Source organism: Parafrankia discariae, from assembly GCF_000373365.1.
Lineage (GTDB): Bacteria > Actinomycetota > Actinomycetes > Frankiales > Frankiaceae > Parafrankia > Parafrankia discariae.
In genome coordinates this window covers 1-21,169 of the sequence record NZ_KB891211.1, presented here as the reverse complement: position 1 = coordinate 21,169, position 21,169 = coordinate 1, and the positions used below count along the sequence as shown (strand labels likewise).

The window sequence follows — 21,169 nt, the reverse complement described above, 5'->3', positions numbered from 1 at the left end:
GCGACAGCCGAAGGGAGGAACGACGTGAGGACGACGACGTGCGAACGCTGATCACCGGCGGGACGCTGGTCGACCCGCTGGGTGCGACGCGCACCGAGGTCCTGGTCGACGGCGAGACCGTCGCGGCCCTGTTCACGCCCGGCAGCCTGCCCGACGGCCTGCGTGACGGCCCCGGCAGCGCGGTCGACCGGGTCATCGACGCCACCGGGAAGTACGTGATCCCCGGCGGGGTCGACGTCCACACCCACATGGAGCTGCCCTTCGGCGGCACCTCGGCGTCCGACACCTTCGCCACCGGGACGGCCGCCGCCGCCTGGGGCGGCACCACGACGATCATCGACTTCGCGGTGCAGCGCACCGGCGAGGTCGTCGAGGAGTCGCTGGCCGCCTGGCACGCGAAGGCCGAAGGCCGGTGCGCCGTCGACTACGGCTTCCACATGATTGTCGGCGGTGTCGACGACCAGGCGCTCAAAGCGATGGACCACCTGGTCGCCAACGAGGGCGTTTCCAGCTTCAAACTGTTCATGGCGTACCCCGGAGTGTTCTACAGCGACGACGGCCAGATCCTGCGGGCGATGCAACGGGCGGCCGAATCCGGGGCACTGGTCATGATGCACGCGGAGAACGGCCTCGCCATCGACGTCCTCGCCGCCCAGGCACTCGCCCGCGGCGAGACCGGCCCCGTCCACCATGGCCACACCCGGCCGCCCGAGCTGGAAGGCGAGGCGACTAACCGGGCGGCGGTGCTGGCCCGGGTGGCCGGAAACTGCCCGCTCTACTTCGTGCACATGTCGGCGTCCGAGGCGCTGGCGGTCGTTTCGGCGGCCCGCGGCGCCGGCCACAACGTGTTCGCCGAGACCTGCCCGCAGTACCTGTATCTCAGCCTCGAGGAACACCTCGGCGCGCCCGGCTTCGAAGGCGCGAAATACGTCGCCTCACCGCCCCTGCGGACGAACACGGCCAGCCATCACGACGACCTGTGGCGCGGCCTGCGCACCGACGACCTCGCCGTCGTCTCCACCGACCACTGTCCGTTCTGCTTCCGGGACCAGAAGGAGCTCGGCCGCGGCGACTTCACCCGGATCCCGAACGGGATCGGCACCGTCGAACACCGCATCGACCTCGTCTACCAGGGCGTCGTCAACGGCCGGCTCTCCCTGCCCCGCTGGGTGGAGACCTGCGCGACCACCCCGGCGCGGATGTTCGGCCTCTACCCCCGCAAGGGGATCGTCGCGCCCGGCTCGGACGCCGACATCGTCCTCTACGATCCGGCGGCCCGTACGACCATCTCCGCGGCGACACACCACATGAACCTCGACTACTCCGCCTGGGAGGGCTTCCGGATCGCGGGCAAGGTCGACACCGTCCTCTCCCGCGGCACGGTCGTCGTCGCCGGCGGGGAGTTCCACGGGCGGGCCGGGCACGGGCGCTACCTGCGCCGCGGCCTGTCCCAGTACCTGCGATGAGCGTGACGGTGGAGAACGTACGGGTGGCCGGGACCCCGGTGACGAGCCGGAAGGCAGGTGGCTGATGGACGTCGGAGTGGTGCTGCAGACCAACCCGCCCGCGTCCCGGGTGGTCGAGCTCGCCCGGCAGGCCGAGACGCTCGGCTTCAGTCACGTGTGGACCTTCGACTCCCACCTGCTGTGGGAGGAGCCGTTCGTCATCTACAGCCAGATCCTCGCGGCCACCCGCAAGATCAAGGTCGGCCCGATGGTCACCAATCCGGCGACCCGCGACTGGACGGTCACCGCCTCCCTGTTCGCCACGCTCAACGAGATGTTCGGCAACCGCACGATCTGCGGGATCGGCCGTGGCGACAGCGCTGTCCGGGTCCTCAACGGCCGGCCGACGACCCTGGCCACCCTGCGGGAGTGCGTCGCCGTCGTGCGTGCCCTCGCCAACGGGCGGGAGGCCGAGGTCAACGGGGCGAAACTGCGCTTCCCGTGGGGCACCGCCAGCCGGCTGGACGTCTGGATCGCCGCCTACGGCCCGAAGGCCCTCGCGCTGGCCGGCGAGATCGGCGACGGCTTCATCCTTCAGCTCGCCGACCCCGACATCGCCGCCTGGACCATCCGCGTGGTGCGCGCGGCGGCGGCGAAGGCCGGCCGCGACCCGGCGTCGGTGAAGTTCTGCGTCGCCGCGCCCGCCTACGTCGGCGACGCCGACCCGCTGTCCCTCGCCCACCAGCGCGACCAGTGCCGCTGGTTCGGCGGGATGGTCGGCAACCACGTCGCCGACCTCGTCGCCCGCTACGGCACTCCCAGCAGCCAGGCTCCCGACGTCGCGGGGTCGGCCGTTCCGGGTTCGGGTGTTCTGGGTCCGGGCGGGGAGACGGCGGTGCCGGCGGCGCTCACCGCCTACATCGCGAGCCGCGCCGGGTACGACTACAACGAGCACGGCCGCGCCGGGAACATCCACGCCGACTTCGTCCCCGACGAGATCGTCGACCGGTTCTGCCTGCTCGGGCCGCCCGAGGCGCACATCGAGCGCCTGCGCGAACTCGCGGGCCTCGGCGTCGACCAGTTCGCCGTCTACCTCCAGCACGACGCGAAGCACGCCACCTTGGAGGCCTACGGCGAGACCGTGATCCCGGCGATCAGCGAGGCCGTCCGGGCCAGGGGACGGTGACTCCCGACGTCACGCCGCCGGCGGCGTGACGTCGGGAGTCACCGTCCTCGACGGTCGGTCACGTCAGCGCGCCGGAGCGCCGCAGCAGCCGTGACACCTGCGTCCGCTGATGCGCGGCGAGTGCGGGCTCCGTGGCGTCGAGGGAACGCCGGAGCAGGTCGTCCGCACCGGGCTCGTCTCCCGCGGCGCGGATGACCTCCGCCACCCGCCACAACACCGGACCGCTGTCCGGCGCGTCCCGCAGCGCCGTCGTCGACTCGCCCGACGCCTCGGCGACCCGGCCGAGACGGGCCAGCGCCAGCGCCCGCACCGCCCGCAGCTCCACCCCGTCGCCCGCCCCACTCGCCGCCGCGGCGGCCGCGCGGGCGAGCCGGTCGAAGTCCTCGACCGCCCCGGCGTCGTCGCCCAGGTCGACCCGCAGCTGGGCCCGCCCGGCCAGCGCCGCCACCGCGTCGGGGGCGATCGTGAGCACGGCCGAGAAGATGGCCGCGGCCGCCCACGGCTGGCCGGCGCGCCAGAGCGCGTGCGCGAGGTCGGACTGGACGTCCGCGTCACCCGAGAGCCGTTCGCTGGCGGCCTGCAGGTCCTCGACAGCCCGTCCGACCTGGCCGGCGTCCAGCAGTAGCCGGCCGAGTGAAGCCAGCACCCGCCCGGACGCCTCGGTGTCCGACAGCGACTCGTAGATCTCGGCGGCCTCGCGCAGGCAGGCCTCGGCTTGGTCCAGCCGCCCCTTGGCCTGGTACAGCTGGGCCCGTAGAGCCTGGGTCCCGGCCCGGGTGAGTGAGGGCGCCGGGTCGCGCCGCAGCGCCTCCTCGGCGTGCGCGCACGCGGTGGCCAGGTCGCCGTCGGCGAAACTCACCTGCGCCGCCCGCAGGTAGTCCGCCGCCCCGACCTCGGTGGCCGCTCCGCCGGTGCCCGGCCACGGGCCGGACGTCCGCTGCAGGGGTTCGAGCAGCCGGTCGTCGAAGAGCTCGAAGCGGCGGGAACCGGACCGGTGCTCACAGCGCAGGACGTACCGCTCGGCCAAGGCGTCGAGCACCGGCGTGGGCATGCCGGCGGTCATGGTCAGGCCCTCGTCTACCATGCCGCGCCGCCCGCGCTCGGTCACGAACGTCCGGGTGAGCCAGGCCCGCAGCTCGTCCTCGTCGAGATCGTGCTCGTGGGCGGTCGTGACCAGGGCCCGGGTCAGGTACTCGCCCAGCACCGCGGTGACGTTCCCGACCGGGCCGAGCCACGAGGCGGTGACGGGGACGTCCGCCACCGGCCGGGACCGCCACAGCGCGGTCGCGACGAGCTGCAGGAACGCCGGTTGGACGGTCTGCGCCACCAGCAGCGACTCGGCGCCGGTCGCGTCGACGGTCCGGCTCGTCGTGAGATCGTCGACGCAGGCCGCGGCGGCGCCCGGGGCGAACCGGATCCCGGCGGCGCGCAGCGGCTCGACGAGGGCGGTCACCGCGCAGTCCGGCACCAGCGGCGTGACGGCGACCTCGGTGACCGGCACCGCCGACCCGTGACCGGGCCCGTCCGCCCCGGCCGTACCGGCCGCCAGCAGCAGCCGCCGGTACGGCAGCAGCGCCTCCCGATGGTCGGTGCGTAGCACAAGCAGGATGCGCAGGTTCGGCAGCGCTGCGGCCGCCACGGCGAGTGCCTCGACGAACTGGGACCGCAACGGGGTCAGCCGGGCCGAGCGGGGCGCGAGGAACTCCTCGAACTGGTCGATGGCCAGCAGGATCGGCCGGGACGCGCCGCGCGGGTGGTGCCGGTCGGTGAGGTCCCGCAGCGCGTCCAGCAGGGACGACGACTCGTCCTCGTGGGACCAGCACCGCAGCAGTGCCCGGGTGAACGGGTTCCCGGGCCCGACCACCGGTTCGAGGGCGTCGGGACTCGCCGCTGTCAGACCAGGGCCGTCGACCCGCCCGACCGGCAGGATGTCGGCGTCTGCGGCGGCCAGATCCGGCAGGACGCCCGCCCGCAGCAGGGAGGTCTTGCCGGCACCGGCGGGACCGTGCGCGATCACGAGGCGGCTGCGCAGCCACGCGGCGGACAGCGACCGGGCCTCGGCGTCCCGGCCGAAGAACGACCCGGCCTCGTTCTCCTCGAACGGGCGCAGTCCGACATACGGAAGGGTGGCCCGCAGCTGAGTCACCATCCGCCGACCTGCCGCCAGGGCCGCCGGGTCGACCCGGCGGCACGCCCGCGCCCCGGGAGCCGTCTGTTCCGGGTGGGTGTGCGTACGCCACCGGCGCCGGCTCCGTCCCCGGTGGGGGCCGTCGGCAGCCGGTCTGCGGGCGATATCGGTTGGTCCGGAAAGATTGGCGGTCTTTCTGTACTTTTCGGCGGAAACTTGACGGTGGGGGATGGGTGGTAGGTACTCAACAGTACTGGAGGCCTTTCGGCGTTGACGCGACCGTGTTGACGCGACCGTGCCCGCGAATGGTATCCACCTGGGCCGGCCCGGCTCTGCCGCCTCGCGGTCCTGGACCGTCCGCGTCATTCTCCGACATTTGGCGGCCACCGTGGGCCCACCGCCGCCACATGGGAAGATTTTCTCCATACGGAGCGCCTCGCCATCGCGGTCGGGTTGCGGTTGGCGGCTTGACGGGACACCGCGATCCCACACTCCGGCAGCTTCCGGCCAGTCCGGAATGTGCCCACCGGGCGCCCACCGGGCCGGGGAAGTGGATGGAGGGGTGCACTCACCCCCGATCGGCCCACTGCGACCAGCCGTCGGTCGGCCTGCCGCATCGGTTCGCGGTGGCCGGCCGCCGGTCCGGGGTACACGGCCCAGAGGTGAAGACGGCTGCGGCGGCCCTCGGGCCGGCTGGCCTCGCGGGTGCCCACCGTCAACGCGGCGCTCCTAGGCTTGCTTTCGGCACCGCTTCTGACCTGCACTTCTCTGCAGCTCAGAAGCGGTTATGGAACCGTTAGGCCGTCGTGGGCGGACGTGCGCGGAGCTTCCCGCCAGGAGGCGGCGACGGGACCCTGGGCGCCTCGACCGCGCGGCTTTGTGGGCGGACGTGTCGCGCTCCGGACATTCGGGCCGCGCTTTGGTAGGTTGACCTGGGTCAGAAGGTCGCGTGTGCCCCGCCGGTCGACGCGCGATCGACGCGCGGTCGTGCCCGTGAATGGCGCTGGAGTCACCGCCTGATGTTATCATCAGGGGCGCCCGCGAGGATTTCACGGCGCGTCGGCGAGGGGTGTGCGGGGCGAGTGCGTTCGGCTCGTATGCTCGTCGGTTGTTCTCTATCGGCAGGCGGGCGGGGGCGGGCGAACGTGGCTTCGGTGTTGGAGTTCGACTCGGCGAGTGGGCCGAGCCGAGGTGTTCCGATGATTTGGGGCGGTGTACCCCAACGGAACAAGAACTTCACCGGGCGAGAAAGTCAGTTGGCCGAGCTCCGCCGCCGGGTCTCCTCCGAGCAGACCGACGTCACCGCGGTCCTCCCGCACGCCCTCCAGGGGATGGGCGGTGTCGGGAAGACCCACCTCGCCATCGAGTACGCGTACCGGTACCAGTCGCACTACGACCTGATCTGGTGGATCCCCGCAGACCAGCCGGCGCTCGTCCGCTCCAACCTGGCCGCGCTGGCGCCACGGCTCGGCCTGTCCGAGGGCGGCCTGCTGCGGGTCGAGGACTCGGTCGCCGCCGTGCTCGACGCCCTGCGTCGGGGCGAGCCGTACCACCGATGGTTGTTGATCTTCGACAACGCCGACCAGCCCGAGCTGATCCGCAGCCTGATGCCCCACGGTCCCGGCCACGTACTCGTCACGTCGCGTAACCGGCGGTGGCAGAGCATCGTCGACACGATCGAGGTCGACGTGTTCGCCCGCCGGGAGAGCATGGAGTTCCTCGAACGCCGGGTTCCCGGCATCGCGGAGAAGGAGGCCAACCGGCTGGCCGAGGCGCTCGGAGACCTGCCGCTGGCCCTGGAACAGGCCGGGGCGCTGCAGTTCGAGACCGGGATGGGCGTCAAGGAGTACCTGGACCTGCTGGGCGAGGCGTCAAGCCGGCTGCTGGCGGAGAACCCGCCGTCGGACTACTCGAAGCCGGTGGCGGCCGCGTGGAGCCTGTCGGTGACCCGGCTGCGCGATCAGGCGCCCTTCGCGCTCGAACTGCTGCGCCGCTGTGCCTTCTTCGGCCCGGAGCCGATCTCGCTGGAGATGCTCGACCGCGGCAAGTACACCCTGAGCTCCGAGTTCGGCCGGTCGATGCAGGACCGGCTGATGGTGAGCCGCGCCATGCGCGAACTCGGCCGCTACGCGCTGGCGAAGATCGACACCAGCCGCAAGACGGTGCAGGTACACCGCCTGGTCCAGATGCTCATCCGCGAGGAGCTCCCGGCCGAGGAGCAGGCCCGTATGCGGGACGAGGTCCACGCACTGCTCGTCGCCGCCGACCCGGGGAACTCCGAGACCCAGAACCGGGTCGAGTTCGAGAACCTGCTCCCGCATATCGTGCCCTCCGGCGTCTTCGAATCCACCGAGGTCCCGGCCCGTCAGCTCATCGAGCACATCATCGGGTATCTGTACAACGTCGGTGACTTCACCACGGGCCTGAACGAGGCGGACCGCGCGCTGCAGCGGTGGGAGAAGGACTCCGGCGAGCGCGACCCGGACGTGCTCGTACTGAAGGGGATCAAGGCAAACATCCTATGGGCGCTGGGTAAATCTCAGGAGGCCTATGATCTGCGCCGGCCCACCCTGGAAGCGATCACCGAGGTCCTCGGTCCGGACCACGAGGAAACCCTCATCATTCTGAACGGCCATGGCGCTGACCTGCGCGCCCGCGGCGAGTTCCGGGCCGCACTCGAGCTGGACGAGGATGCCCTACCCCGGCACGAGCGGGTCTTCGGTACCTATGCCCACGAAACCCTTCTTTGTGTCAACAACCTAGCGTTGGACTACAGCCTCAACAGTTCCTACGAGCTTGCGTTGCGGCGGGATCAGGAAAATCTCGCGAACCGGAGGGACCTGTCAGGCGGCGACACGGACCCCTGGGTTGCCCTCTCATTGACTGCCGTCGCCCGTGACATGCGGCAGGCGGGACACTACCTGAAAGCCCGGGATGCGGCGGAACACGCCTATCGGGTTTATGAAGACCTGGTCAACCGTGGGCGACTTACCGCCGACCATCCGTACGTTCTCGTGCAGGCGAAGGATCTCTCGGTCGCCCGACGGAAGGCCGGGCTGTTTCCTGAGGCCCTGGTGCTCGCCGAGCAGGTCTACGGCCGCTATACGGAGAGTCGGCAGTTCGATAAAGAACATCCCGAAGCCCTTGCCGCCGCGATCAACCTGGGAAACGCGCAGCGGGTCGCCGGTGATCCGAACGACGCGGCGGAGCGTATCGAGAAAACCGTCAATCGGTATCGCGACGCCCTCGGCGCCGACCATCCATATACCTACGGTTGTTATCTGAACCTGGCGCTGGTCCAGCGTCAGCTCGGCCGGGTCGACGAGGCAGAGCGCCTGCTCAAGGACGCGCTCGCGGGCCTGGAAAGCAGGCTCGGCCCGGACCACCACTTCACACTGACCTGCCGGGCGAACCTGGCCACCGCCCGGTCCGCGCAGGGCGCGGTCGGCGAGGCTCTGGAGATCGGGGAACAGACCCTGAACTCGTTCCGTGACCTCCTCGGACCTGATCACCCGCACACTCTGGTCTGCGCGACCAATGTCGCGTTGGACCTGGCTCAGCTCAGCCGGAACGACGAGGCGCAGAAGCTCTCCACCGACACCGTCGGGCGTTACCGCCGGGTCCTGGGCCCCGAGCATCCCGACGTACTGGCCGGCGAGCGCGGTGAGCGGCTCGACTTCGACTTCGAGCCGCCGTCGCTGTAAGGCCGCTGGAGACTCGTCCGCTGGCCGCGGCGGGTCCGCGGCCCGGTCAGGGCACCGGTTCGGGCAGCCAGGAGGCGACGGCGTCTGGATCGGCGCGGAGGCCGGACAGCTCCTCGATCCGCCGGTGCAACCGCTGGACGACTTCCGGCCGGGCGATCAGGACGCGCGATCCGGGTGCGGAATGCTGGCGCCGGCACAGCGCCAGACCCGCCCAGGCGTCGAGCAGGTCGGGCTCGCGGCCTATTTCGTCCTTGTACCGCTGTGCCGCGGTCTGGGGATCCCCGAACGCGAGGGCCCGATCGGCCGCTGAGACGGTGGTATCGAGAACGTGGGGAACGCCCTGTCGGGCGGCCTCGAATCGTTTCGGGTCCAACAGGCGAAGCTGGGCGAGCGCAAGCCGCGAGCCGGTCACCAGGCCATGGTTTCCTGGGACGATCCGCGTCGGTATCCGCGAGGCCGGCGGTGGTTGTCCACCCTCGATCCAGGCCTTCGCCAACAGCGTGATCTGAGCCGGCGAGGGCTCGGCGTTACGGAGCTGCCAGGTAAGTCTCGTGTCGTCAGCAGCCCTACGCGCGAGTTCGCCCGGACCGTCGGGAACCGGTTTCTGGCGACTGACCCGGATGGTGGACTGCATGCCGTTCAGAAAACGCAGACCGAGGGGGGTCATCGCGCCGGAGAAGCGGAGCGTGCTCAGGACCCGCCAGACCTCGTCCCGCCACCGCGCGAACTCGAAGTGCGCGTACTCGTCGCCGTTTTCCGCATGGCGGCGATAGTCCCAGAATCCGGTCAGCCCGAGATAGGCGTAGGCACCCTGCAGCAGACCTGGAAGGGGGCGCGGGTCACGTCGCCAGGGCGCGTAGAACAGTCGTTCGTCGACCGGCTTGACCAGGGCCACCAGATCCAGCAACGCGGAGAGCTTCGTGTGCTGGAACTCGTGGACCAGCGCAGCGGCGAAGGAGAGTCCGTCCCTGGGAAGGGTGAGAGCCACCGCGCCGAAGGCCTCGCCGGAGGAGGCACTGAGCTCCTCGGCCCACGACGAGGAGGCCAGCGGATAGATGGTCGCCAGCCCGGCCGCGACGGCCTCCGCTGTCCGCGGGTCGTAGTCGCCGAGGATGCGCCAGCCATCGTCGAGGCGTTGCTGCCAGACGTCGACGTCCTCGGTTGCCGCGTCGGGCGCCATCGGCAGCTCGAGCAGGTCGCGGGCCGGGTCGACATCGTCGAGCAGGAGGGCGACGCGCCGGCCGTTCGCGACGCTCACCAGCTCCGGCACCATGCGCCACTGGCCGCGCTGCGACTGAGCCGGGAAGTCAGGCATCGCGGCCGGATCGCTCGGGATCTGCAGCGCCAGTGACTGGCTCGGCAGGTTGTCGGCCTGGCCGGCGGTCAGGTGCAGGACCGTTCCTTCGATCCGGACCGTGGCCCAGCCGGCCAGGCCGGCCTGGACCCGCCCGACCGCCGGGATGAGCAGGTGGCCGCCCCGGAGCGGGACGGCCACCGTCGCGCACAGGCCAGCCCGCAGGGCTGCGGCGACGGCATAGTTGCCGAGGATCCCGAGGTCCTCCTCCAAGGGCGTGGCCGGGCTGGCGTTCCCGTGGAGCCGGCGCAGGCAGTGCATAGCCCACAGGCCGAGGCCCGGTGCGAGCAGGACTGCCTCGGTCGCCTCCGGTGCCTGCCGCTGGGCCGCGGCGAGCACGCCGTAGGCGTTCGCCAGGCCTGCGGTAGCGGCGGCCGCCTGCGCCCGCTCGTCGGCGTCGGTCATCACCGCGTGGAGGGCGAGTAGGCGCTTGCTCAGCTGCGTTCTGCGCAGGCCGAGCACGAGCCCCGCGCGCCCGCCGCCGGCCGCGAGGTCGTCGAAGTCGGCCAGCGCGAGCCGATGGAATTCAATGTTCACCCTGCGGCTTTGCCTTTTTCGATATCTGCCCGGATCTGTCTGCCGATTCGTGTGATCAGTGCGAACAGATCGGGGCAGTAGACGGATCTGTTTCGAAAGCCGCTGCCGGCCTGATACCGGTGGGGATAATATCCACCTCCGCACACCCGGTGCACCGGGCATCGCGCGCACTCGGGGCCGAGCGCGGCGGAGCCGAGCTGTCGGGCAATGATACCCGGATGGCGCAGCGCCTCGTCGAGGTCGTTGCGCGTTACGGTGAGCCCGGTGGATGCCGCGCCGTGATAGGCGGACTTGAGTGCGTCGACTTGTTCGATCGAGCCGTCGGTCTCGACGACGACGACGGACGAGGGCGAGAGTCCTACTGTCTCGATGCGGCTGTGGCCACCGAGGATCAACGAGATGATCTCCAGGAACAGGCGGATGTCCGTCTCGTGGCTGGGGGCCGGGTACCAACGGTCGAACACCCGACCGAGCCAGTCGGCGTAGGGCGTCGACGTCTCGTCGCTGTCCCGGGCGGGTGGGCGGGCCGTCCAGTTCCCGTGCGGAAGGAGGAGGTCGAGACTCGGCGGTCGCCACGCCAGCAGGCTTTCGTAGACATCCACCGGATCGCTCGCGGGGTCGATGACGCAGAGCAGCCCGGCAAAAACCGACCGGAATCGATCCGACGTGAGCAGGTGCAGGCCTCGCGCGACCGCGGCGTGGCTGCCACTGCCGTTGCGACGCGTCCGGCGTCGGTCGTTGACCGCCAGATCGCCGTCGACGCTGACCCCGACCCGGATGCCGAACTCCTGGCAGAGCTCGAGGAACATCTCGTCGATCAGCGTGCCGTTGGTCTGCAGGGCGAACTCCACGGCGGTGACGTCGTCGACCGCGGCGAGAAATCGAGTAACTACGCTCCGGAGATGATCATGGCCGGCCAGGAGCGGTTCGCCGCCGTGCAGGATGATCTGCATCCGAGAGAGTTCGTGTGTTTTCGCGTGTGCCGAGAGCCTGTGCGCCGTGGCCTCCACCACCGCCGGGCTCATTGTGACGGGCTGCTGCCGCCAGTTCTGGTCCGCCTGATGGTAGACATAGCAGTACGTACAGGACAGATTGCACCTGCTGTTGACCTTGAGAACGATCTGCCGGAAGGGCGTGGGTCGCCATCCCGCGGCGGTCAGCCGGTGGAAGTCGAGCTCGTTGGCGGGCCATTCGTCCGGCGGATCTCCATAGGCCGCACCGAGGAGGCCGATCACACGAGCTCGCTGTTCCGGCGTCAGAAGGTCGGGGCGATAGATGAGGTGAACCCCGCCGACCACGGCTGCAATTCTGCGGATTCCTCTGCTGGCTGAGGAGTCGCCGGCGGGATCCGACTCCCTGGTGTGCCTGCCTCATCAAATGACGCGTTGCTGGAGGAGAAGCTGGCTAGGCTCGCTAGGGTGGCGTCTCTGGCCACGCGGCGGGCGACCCGGCGCAGAGTCGAATTTGCCGCCTTGGCCACCTCGTCGAGCTGGAACCCGCTCAGGTTGGGCAGATACGTCTCGATGTCGGAAGACGAGTCGTCCATCAGGTGTGTCCTCCTCGGCCGTCCCCGGTCCTCTAATCTAGCCGGTGCCGCGCGCAGGTGCTTCGCTCCTGTTGAAGTCCGCCGTTTCCGCGGTCGCTTCCCCGGGCCTGTGGATGACGGAAGCGATCCCGTCCTTTGCTGGTTTCGTAACCTGTCGATGCTGTGCTTCGGGGAAGGCTCGCTCCCGGTCATGGTGGGCTGCGTCTTCCGTAACGGTGTCGATCAGCAATCCGCGGCCGGTGCGTACCCGCGAGACGACGTAGAATCTGTTCTCGCCCGTCGGGAGGATGGATCCGGCCGAGTGCACCCTACTTGAGCCGGCCTACGCGGCGCGGCCACGCCGGGCCGCGGGAGAGGGGCCACTCGGTGTCGGGGGAAGGTGTCGGGCTCAGGCTCGCCCACGGGCAGACTCATGCGGAAGACGACCGCGCGGCGTTTTGCCGGGGCACCCGAGCGCAGGTGCCTGCATCGGCAGACGCCGGCCGGCATGCCTGAAACCTGGAGCGTGCGGCCGCTGTACTTTTTTTTCAGCTATGCCCGGGCGGACAGCCGTGACGACCCGCTGCTCGAGCGGTTTTTCCATGATCTGAGGGCCGAGGTGCGCCGCCGGGTGGGGCATCCGGACCCGGGCACCGTCGGCTTCCTCGACCAGCGCAGCATCCAGCCGGGGGAGGCCTGGTCGACGGAACTCGGCGCGGCACTGTGCCGGTGCAGGACCTTCGTCGCGATGTGCTCACCCTCGTTCTTCGCGAGCGAGTACTGCCGCCGGGAATGGGGGATGTTCGAGGGGCGATTGCACTCCGCCGCCGCGTCGGGCCAGGCCTGTCCGGCGGCGCTGCTTCCTGTGATCTGGACGCCGTTACGCGATCCGCCGGAGCCGCTTGCCCGGTTGCAGTACGATCACAACGAGTTGGGGGAGACCTATACGCACTTCGGGTTGCGGTACCTCATGCAGCTCAAGCGCAATCATGACGAGTACCAGGAGTTCGTGCTGACTTTAGCGGTTCGGATCGTCCAACTCGCTGAGGACTCGCCGTTGGCCCCGGAGTCCGAGATCCCGCTGCTGCACGAGGTTCCCGACCCATTCCGCATACTCGCCCGACCACCGTCGATGCCGGATCAGGACGATGGGCCGCCCGGCATGCCGCCTCGGGTCGTTCCCGACCCTCCGCAGTCCGTCTCCCCCGGGGACGTCTCCGGGGGAGACGAGGAGCCTGGTGGGCCGGTGTTACCGGACCCGCCGGCGTCACCGGAACCGCCCCGCCCGCTCCCGGATCGGCCTCGGGCCGCTGTAGGTGGGCCTGGCCGTGTGACCTTCGTGTTCGCCTCGACCTCGGCCGAGGAGATCGCGGCGTTGCGCCGTCACCTCGACTGCTACGGCGAGACCTTCGAGGAGTGGACGCCGTACAAGCCACGTGCCCACGACCGGGTGTGTGTGATCGCCCAGATGGTTGCCGCCAGGCAGGGACTTGTCTCGAACATCGTTCCGCTGGACCACGGCGTCTCCGACCTGCTGGAGCGGTCAAGTGTCCGCAACGAGATCGTGATCCTCATCGTGGACATGTGGGCGGCGAAACTGGAGTACGTGCGCCGCGCGCTGACCACCTACGACGTTCGCAACGAGCCGACCTCGGGCGTCCTGGTGCCGGCGAACCCGCACGACCTGGAGACCCATGCCAACTCCGAGCATCTCACCGAGGTGCTGGCGACCGCGCTGCGGAACAACTTCGTCCGCCGGGACAAGCTGTTCCGCATGGATGTCCACTCCTGCGAGGAGTTCGACCTGGCCCTGGTCCAGATAATCGTCGAGTCGCAGGCTCGGATCTTCGAGTATCGGCGGGCCCTGCGGCGGACCGGGGACAATCCCCGCCAATTTCCCCGACTCAACGGCCCTTAGGCGATGTCGGTGTCTCGTGCGGAGTTCGGAACCGTCGTCACCTTCTACTCCTACAAGGGTGGCACCGGCCGGTCCATGGCGCTCGCCAACACAGCCTGGCTACTGGCGAGCAGCGGCTGTCGGGTGCTGGTGGTGGACTGGGACCTGGAGGCTCCCGGCCTCCATCGTTACTTCCACCCCTTCCTCCACGATCCCGATCTTCGGTCGACCCCCGGGATCATGGATATGATCTGGGAGTTCACGGTGACGGTCATGTCGCCGCAGGGTCCTGACGACGACGGCTGGTTCAGCCGGTCGACCGCGATCACGCCGTACGCGGCGTCGCTGAACTGGCCTTTTCCCGATGGCGGAACTGTGGACTTCGTCTGTTCCGGTCGGCATGACGCCGCCTACGCCCAGCGGGTCGGCACGTTCGACTGGAACGCCTTCTACGCGGACAAGGGCGGCGGGGACTTCGTCGACGCGCTTCGCCACGACATGCGTTCCTCCTACGAGTGGATCCTGATCGACAGCCGCACCGGGCTGAGTGACACGGCCGGGATCTGCACCGTCCAGTTGCCCGACATCGTGGTCAACTGCTTCACCCTCAGTACGCAGAGCATTGAGGGGGCGGTCGCCGTCTCCCGCTCCATCGCGGCCCACAAGGAGGGGCGCGAGATTCTGCAGCTGCCGGTCCCGATGCGGGTCGAGGATGGCGAGCAGCGGAAACTCGAGCTCGGCCGTGATGTCGCCCGGGTGGCATTCGATCCGTACCTGCGTGGCTTCGACGAGCGGAGAAAGGAGCGTTACTGGGGTGACGTCGAGATCCCCTACAAGCCCTATTACGCGTACGAGGAGATCCTCGCCGTCTTCGGGGACCGGCCGCTCCAGGAGGGCACCCTGCTGGCCGCGTACGAGCGACTGGCGTCCTACCTGACGGACGGCGTGGTCGCCGCGCTTCCCCCGCAGGACGAGTCCCGGCGCCGGAGCACTCTCGCGGTTTTCGAGCGCTCCAGAGTGTCGATCCCGACCGACATGGTCGTCAGCCATGCGTCGACCGACCGCCCCTGGGCGGAATGGGTCGCCGCCGAGCTCGAGACGGCCGGGTTCCAGGTGATCCTCGAACAGGTCGGTCAGCCCGGGGCCGCGTGGTCCGACCACGCGGAGCTGGAGCTGGAGCCGGTCCGGCGCCTGGTGGCGATCGTGTCGGCCGCCTACCTCCGTTCGACCGAGGCGATGGAACGGTGGCGGCGGACCCTGAGCTTCGATCCGGACGGGGCCCAGCGCCTCCTCGTCCCGGTCCGGGTCGAGGAGGTCCGCCTCCCGCCGGAGGGCGCCACGCGTGACCATGCGGACCTCGTCGGGCTTGCCGAGGCGTCGGCCCGGCGAGCCCTGGTGGCCGCGGCCGGCCGGCCGTCCCGCCTGGCGGTCAGCACCCGCACGTGGCCGGCGGACGCCGCCGGTGTCCGCTATCCCGGCTCCCCTCCCGGGATCTGGGAGGGGGTGCCCGCGCGGAACCCGATGTTCGTCGGCCGGGACGCGCTGCTGATGGACCTGCGGGACCGGTTCATGGGTGGCGACAGGCCAGCGGCCCACACTCTGGTCCTGCAGGGGCTCGCCGGCGTGGGCAAGACGCAGGTCGCCGCCGAGTACGTCTTCCGCTTCGGCGCGACCTACGACCTCGTCTGCTGGATCGGCTGCGATCAGGCGGCGCTGGCGCGCAGTGACATGACCCGCCTCGCCCACACCCTCGGCCTGCCCGTCCGGCAGGGGCGGGACCCGGTGGACAGCCTGGTCGACGCCCTGCGCAAGGGGGTGCCGTACCGGCGCTGGCTCCTCGTGTTCGACAACGCGGACACCCCGGACGAGATCGTCCCGCTGATTCCGAACGGCTCCGGACATGTGCTCGTCACGTCCCGTAACCAGCGCTGGCGCGGTCGACAGTCCCCGGTGGAGATCGACGTCTTCCACCGGGACGAGAGCGTCGAGCTGCTGCAGCGGAGCTCCCCGGCGTTGACGACCGAGGTCGCGACCCGGCTCGCCGAGGCGCTGGGGGACCTCCCGCTCGCGCTCGAGCACGCCGGTGCCTGGCATGCGGAGACCGGGATGCCGGCGGAGCGTTACCTGCAGCTGCTCGAGAGCAGCCCGGGCCCGCTGCTCCTGGAGGGCGAGGTCCCGACCTACCCGCGGCCGGTCGCCATGACCTGGCTGCTGTCGATGGAGCGGCTGCGTTCCCGGGCTCCCATGTCAGCCCGGCTCGCGCAGCTCTGCGCCTTCTTCGGGCCGGAACCGATCAGCCTCGAGCTGTTCGCCGGGGACGGCCTGGCCGTTCTCGCCGACGTCACGGACCAGACGCTGCGGGACGACCTCACGCTGGCCGAGGCCGTACGGCAGATCAGCGAGCACGCGCTCGCCCGGGTGAACTCCACCGACCGAAGCCTGATGATGCACCGCCTCGTGCAGACCGCGATCCGCGACGAGCTGACCCCCACGGAACGAGCCGGCATCCGGGCCCGGGTGTACGCGATCCTCGCGGCCGCTGATCCGGGGAACCCGGACGATCCCGACAACTGGCGGCGCTACGCGCTGATCCGCCCGCACCTGGAACCCACCCGGGCGCCCACCGCCCGCGGCGAGGATGTCTCCCGCCTCATCCGTAACCAGGTGCGATGTCTGTACATGCAACGAGACCACAGTGGTTGCCGAGACCTCGCCGGCAGGACGCTCATCCTGTGGCGGGAGCGTTTCGGGGACGACGACGAGCGCACGCTGGAGCTCGCCTTGGACCTGGCGGACAGTCACCGGGCACTCGGCGACGCCGAACAGGCCCGGGAGCTTGATCTTCGCGCGCGTGAGCGCCTGGTCCCCCTACTCGGTCCCAACCATCCGCTCAGCCTGCGGGCCGCGATGGCACTGGGCGGTGACTACCGTGGTGTCGGTGATTACGAGGCGGCCTGGCTGCTCGACGAGGCCACCTACGCCGGTTACCGGGAGACAGCCGGGCTCGACAACGCGGAGACGCTCGACGCCGCGAACAACCTTGCCGTCTCGCTGCGCTTCCTGGGTGATTTCAAGCTGGCGCTCGAGATGAGCGAGGAGGTCTACGAGCGCCATCGCAGGCTCATGGGGGACTACGACGTCCCGGCGCTCCTGTACCTGGAGGGCTATGCCCGGGACCTTCGGGAGAACGGGAGGTACCCGGCCTCACTGGCCCTCCTCGAAAGCGCGCTCGAATGGTCTCGCCAGGCGCTGGGCGACGACCACCTGGACCGGCTGCGGACAATGACGAACTACGCCGTCTCGCTCCGCTGGGCCGGGCATCCGGGCCGTGCTCGGGAGGTCGCGCAGGATGCCCACGAGAGGTTCCGCGCCCACGCCGATCCCGGGCAGCCCGAGGCGCTCGCCGTCGCGACCTGTCTGGTCGGTGTTCTTCTGCAGGTGGGCGAGATCGCCGCCGCGCGAAGGCTCGCGAACGAGACCCACCGGCGGGCCCGGTCCCGACTGGGCGACCGGAACATCTACACGCTGGCCGCCGCCAACAGCCTGGTCATAGCCACGCGCCAGGGCGGCGACCACATCGCCGCCGAGGCGCTGGGCCAGCAGACGCTGGACGGCCTGCGATCGTCGCTCTCCGCCACCCACCCCTACACGATCTTCTGTTCGATGAACGTGGCGAACTGCCACGCTGATGCCGGGCGGATAGCCGCTGCCCGCGCACTCGACCAGGAGGCGTGGAACGTCCTGCAGGCCAAGTTGGGGGAGGACCATCCGGTGGCGATGATCGCCGCCGTGAACCTGGCGACGGACGAGCAGCAAAGCGGGGATGCGGAGAACGCGCGGGCCCAGCGGTCTGGACTGCTCCGTCAGCTCGGGGAGAGCCTGGGCGCGGAGCATCCCATCGTCGAGGCGTTGCGGCGGGGCCGACGGGTCGACCTGGACATCGATCCTCCACCGTCGTGAGCATCCGCCCCGCATCGTGGAGTACCGGGACGGGCGGTCGCGACCCCCGCGGCGGGCCGGGCCGTCACCGGCGCGCACCGGCCCTCGTCGCGCGAGACTACTGGGCGCTCGAGGAGAACCCGGCCAAGGACTTGTCCGGACCGGCCGCCTCCTTCCGGAGTCGTTCGGTGGCGCGGGTGAGGGCTGGGATCTCGAGGCTGTCGAGAGCGTCTAGATCAAGATCGTGGAGGTCGGGCAGTGCCGACTCGATCTCGATCGGTCCGTCGCCCATGTCTTGCTCGCTTCCGTCCGTTCCGGCTCGAATCACGTAGATACCGCCACGTGGATACCGCGCCTGGTCCGGGGGTCCCCTGCGCCAGAACGAAGCCTACGGCCGCCGGATGGCCGCTCTTGCCACGCCATCCGAGTTACGCCGAGCGAGAAGAAGACCCGCTTCCTCCAGCCAGTGGACGGGTTGCGCCAGCGCCGTGGCCCTCCCGCCGGCGAGGTCGGTGAGGGCGAGGGTGTGCCCGCCTGCCGGCGGGTCGGCGGCGATCTGGCCGGCGACCACCACCAGGGGCAGCCCGGCCCCGGCTGCCAGCGCCGCCACCGCGCCGACCACCTTCCCTGCCAGGGACGTCTGGTCGAAGCGGCCTTCGCCGGTGATCAGCAGGTCCGCGCCGGCGAGGGCCGCCCGCAGCCCGGCATGCTCGGCGATGGTGATCGCGCCGGGCACCAGCGTGGCGCCCAGGGCCGCCGCGAGCCCGTAGGCGGTGCCGCCCGCCGCCCCGGCGCCGGGCGATGCGGCGAGGCCCGCGGCTGCGCCCGCCTGCTCCATGCACTCGACCAGCCGGGCCAGGCCCGCGTCGAGGAGAGTGATCTCCGCACGCCCGGCGCCTTTCTGCGGACCGAACACCGCCGCGGCTCCGGTCGGCCCCAGTAGGGGCGCGTCGACGTCCACCAGGCAGTGCACGCCGTCGGGTGGGGCGGCGCGCAGGCCGGTCAGATCCACGGTGGCCAGCGAGCGGAGGCTGCCGCCGCCAGGAGGCAACGGTCGGCCGGCGGAGTCGAGGAAGCGGGCGCCGAGGGCGGTCAGCAGTCCGGTCCCGCCGTCCGTGGACGCGGAGCCGCCGAGTGCCACGAGGATGCGGCGGCTGCCCGCGTCGAGGGCGGCGGCGATGGTCTCGCCGAGCCCGACGGTCTGGGCCTTCAGTGGGTCCAGCTCCGCCATGAGGGGAAGGCCGCTCGCCTGGGCCAGCTCGACCACGGCTGTCCCGCCGGGCAGCGCGAGCCATCCGGCGGTCGCCGGCCGGCCGTCGGGGCCGGTGACGTCCAGTGTGTTCCGGACGGCTTCCGGGACGGCCGAGCTGAACACGTCGAGTGTGCCCTCGCCGCCGTCGGCGATCGGGATCGTGAGTATGACGTCGTCCGGCCGGACCGCGCGCCAGCCTCGGGCCAGCGCAGCCGCGGCCTCCGTTGCTGAGAGCGAGCCCTTGAAGGAGTCGGGCGCGATGACGACCCGCAGCGGGCCGCCGGATGCCGTGGTGGTCGGGCTGGGTACCGCGTCAGGTTCGGGGATCATGACACTCCGGTAGAGGGAACCGCGCTCGCCCGCCGCGAGCGGTCCAGACGGGCAGGGGCAGGCAGGGCGGCGCGGGGACGCTGGGTAGGGCCGGGCTGGTGGCGGGAGATCGGACTGGTGGCGGGAAATACTGCGTGACAGCTGGCACGGGGGACGGCCGCCGCGAGCCGGGTCGGTCCGCAGACAGGGAGACGATGATGACGCAGGTGAGCGCGGCCCACGCGGAGAACCGCGAGCACGTGTTCTACTCCTGGGCGGCGCAGGAGACGACGCGCCCGCTCGTGGTGGCCGGGGCCGAGGGGAGCTGGTTCTGGGACGAGAACGGCAAGCGCTACCTCGACTTCTCCTCGCAGCTGGTGAACGCCAACATCGGCCATCAGCATCCCGCGGTGGTCGAGGCTGTCGTGGCGCAGGCCCGCGAGCTGACCACCGTCGGGCCGCAGCACGCCCACGCCGTGCGCTCGGAGGCGGCGCGGCTGATCGCCGAGCGCGCCCCGGGCGACCTGGACCAGGTGTTCTTCACCACCGGCGGCGCGGAGGCGACGGAGAACGCCGTCCGGCTGGCCCGGCTCGCCACCGGGCGGAACAAGATCCTCGCCGCCTACCGGTCGTATCACGGTTCGACCGGCGGCTCGATCACGCTGACCGGGGAGCCGCGGCGCTGGGCGAGCGAGCCGGGCATCCCCGGGGTGGTGCACTTCTTCGGGCCCTATCTCTACCGGTCGTCGTTCCACGCCGCCGACGCGGTGCAGGAGGGGGAGCGGGCGCTCGCGCATCTCGCCGAGGTGATCGAGCTGGAGGGGCCGTCGTCGATCGCCGCGGTGATCCTCGAACCGGTCGTCGGGACGAACGGGATCCTGGTGCCGCCGGACGGATATCTCGCGGGTGTCCGGGAGCTGTGTGACGCGCACGGGATTCTGCTGATCGCCGACGAGGTGATGTCGGGTTTCGGACGCTGCGGGGAATGGTTCGCGATCGACCACTGGAATGTGGTACCTGATCTGATCTGCTTCGCGAAGGGCGTCAACTCGGGTTATGTGCCGCTCGGCGGGGTGGTCATCTCCCAGCGGATCGCGGACCTGTTCGCGCGGCGGCCCTATCCCGGCGGGTTGACCTACTCCGGGCATCTTCTTGCCTGCGCGGCGGCGGTGGCGTCCATAAAAGCCTTCGAATCCGAAAACGTCCTCGCTCGGGCCCGTGCGCTTGGGGCCGACGTTGTCGGGCCGCAGCTGGCGAAAATCGCCGAGCGGCATCCCAGTGTGGGTGAGGTGCGTGGGCTCGGGGTTTTCTGGGCGGTCGAGCTGGTTCGTGACCGGGCCACCCGGGAGCCGCTGGTGCCGTTCAACGCGGCGGGTGCGGCGGCCGCGCCGATGGCGGCTGTGACGGCGGCCTGCCGGGAAAGCGGCCTGTGGCCGTTCACCCATTTCAACCGGGTGCACGTGGTGCCGCCGTGTACGACCAGTCCCGAGGACGTCTCGCTCGGCCTGTCGATCCTGGACGAGGCCCTGACCGTCGCGGACGGCTACTACACCGGGTGACCCGCGACCCGTAACCCGGAACGGCGGATGCCCGGCCCGGTTCGCCCCTGTCGGAGGGGTGAACCAGACCGGGCATCGGCTGGCCGCTCGGGGCCGACGAGTCCGTTCGGCGCCTAGTACTGCAACGGCACTTGGTGGTCGTGGTGGATGATCTGCGTTGTGGTGGTGGAGGCGTGGGCTGGCGAGCTGGACGGGCTGTGTGGGCGGATCGGGGGCCGGTTCGGTCGGGCGGAGCCACGCCGGCGGGCCAGTGAGTATGTGTCCGGGCTGGTCGCCGGTTTGGACCGCAAGAACGGGTGGACGCTGGCGGAACGGGCCGGTGAACGGTCCCCGG

General features: G+C 70.5%; 12 protein-coding genes and 1 pseudogene. 7 read left to right on the top strand and 6 right to left on the bottom strand.

Annotation, left to right across the window (positions count from 1 at the left end; translation table 11 throughout):
- Positions 1–38 precede the first annotated feature (38 nt).
- Positions 39–1,466 carry a dihydropyrimidinase gene (hydA, locus tag B056_RS0114095; RefSeq protein WP_026239694.1) on the top strand — a complete coding sequence of 476 codons (1,428 nt, stop codon included), beginning with the start codon at positions 39–41 and terminating at the stop codon, positions 1,464–1,466.
- 64 nt (positions 1,467–1,530) lie between these two features.
- Positions 1,531–2,631 (top strand): TIGR03842 family LLM class F420-dependent oxidoreductase, encoded by a 1,101-nt coding sequence (locus B056_RS0114090; RefSeq protein WP_018502513.1) that lies wholly within the window; start codon positions 1,531–1,533, stop codon positions 2,629–2,631.
- Between the two features lie 58 nt (positions 2,632–2,689).
- Here the strand turns inward: B056_RS0114090 and B056_RS0114085 are convergent, their stop codons facing one another.
- A complete protein-coding gene (locus B056_RS0114085) occupies positions 2,690–4,780 on the bottom strand; it encodes a tetratricopeptide repeat protein (RefSeq protein ID WP_018502512.1) in 2,091 nt (696 codons plus the stop codon).
- 1,061 nt (positions 4,781–5,841) lie between these two features.
- Here B056_RS0114085 and fxsT (B056_RS0114080) point away from each other — a divergent pair.
- Positions 5,842–8,463, top strand: coding sequence for an FxSxx-COOH system tetratricopeptide repeat protein (fxsT, locus tag B056_RS0114080; RefSeq protein WP_230202993.1), 2,622 nt, complete (start codon positions 5,842–5,844; stop codon positions 8,461–8,463).
- Between the two features lie 46 nt (positions 8,464–8,509).
- Here the strand turns inward: fxsT (B056_RS0114080) and B056_RS0114075 are convergent, their stop codons facing one another.
- The 3 genes from B056_RS0114075 to B056_RS42720 are packed head-to-tail and all read right to left on the bottom strand — an operon-like array spanning position 8,510 to position 11,900.
- Positions 8,510–10,354: an HEXXH motif domain-containing protein gene (locus B056_RS0114075; RefSeq protein ID WP_018502510.1), complete on the bottom strand. Its 1,845-nt coding sequence runs from the start codon at positions 10,352–10,354 to the stop codon at positions 8,510–8,512.
- Positions 10,351–11,652 carry an FxsB family cyclophane-forming radical SAM/SPASM peptide maturase gene (locus tag B056_RS0114070; protein ID WP_230202992.1) on the bottom strand — a complete coding sequence of 434 codons (1,302 nt, stop codon included), beginning with the start codon at positions 11,650–11,652 and terminating at the stop codon, positions 10,351–10,353. The genes B056_RS0114075 and B056_RS0114070 overlap by 4 nt, the downstream gene beginning before the upstream one ends.
- On the bottom strand, positions 11,610–11,900 hold the full coding sequence (locus B056_RS42720) for a hypothetical protein (protein WP_154677021.1): 291 nt from the start codon (positions 11,898–11,900) through the stop codon (positions 11,610–11,612). The genes B056_RS0114070 and B056_RS42720 overlap by 43 nt, the downstream gene beginning before the upstream one ends.
- A gap of 487 nt (positions 11,901–12,387) precedes the next feature.
- On the opposite strand from B056_RS42720, the gene B056_RS0114065 reads away from it, so the two are divergent.
- Positions 12,388–13,797 carry a TIR-like protein FxsC gene (locus tag B056_RS0114065; RefSeq protein ID WP_230202991.1) on the top strand — a complete coding sequence of 470 codons (1,410 nt, stop codon included), beginning with the start codon at positions 12,388–12,390 and terminating at the stop codon, positions 13,795–13,797.
- Positions 13,798–13,800: 3 nt separating this feature from the next.
- Positions 13,801–17,736: an FxSxx-COOH system tetratricopeptide repeat protein gene (fxsT, locus tag B056_RS0114060; RefSeq protein ID WP_035751477.1), complete on the top strand. Its 3,936-nt coding sequence runs from the start codon at positions 13,801–13,803 to the stop codon at positions 17,734–17,736.
- Between the two features lie 97 nt (positions 17,737–17,833).
- Here the strand turns inward: fxsT (B056_RS0114060) and fxsA are convergent, their stop codons facing one another.
- Both fxsA and B056_RS0114050 read right to left on the bottom strand, forming a co-directional pair.
- Entirely contained in the window at positions 17,834–18,007 is a 174-nt protein-coding gene (gene fxsA / locus B056_RS39985) for an FxSxx-COOH cyclophane-containing RiPP peptide (RefSeq protein WP_018502506.1), read from the bottom strand.
- 96 nt (positions 18,008–18,103) lie between these two features.
- A complete protein-coding gene (locus tag B056_RS0114050) occupies positions 18,104–19,297 on the bottom strand; it encodes a glycerate kinase (protein ID WP_018502505.1) in 1,194 nt (397 codons plus the stop codon).
- Between the two features lie 197 nt (positions 19,298–19,494).
- Here B056_RS0114050 and B056_RS0114045 point away from each other — a divergent pair, with 197 nt between their 5' ends.
- Entirely contained in the window at positions 19,495–20,835 is a 1,341-nt protein-coding gene (locus B056_RS0114045; RefSeq protein WP_018502504.1) for an aspartate aminotransferase family protein, read from the top strand.
- Between the two features lie 159 nt (positions 20,836–20,994).
- A pseudogene (locus B056_RS44365) lies at positions 20,995–21,169 on the top strand (IS701 family transposase); the annotation flags it as partial.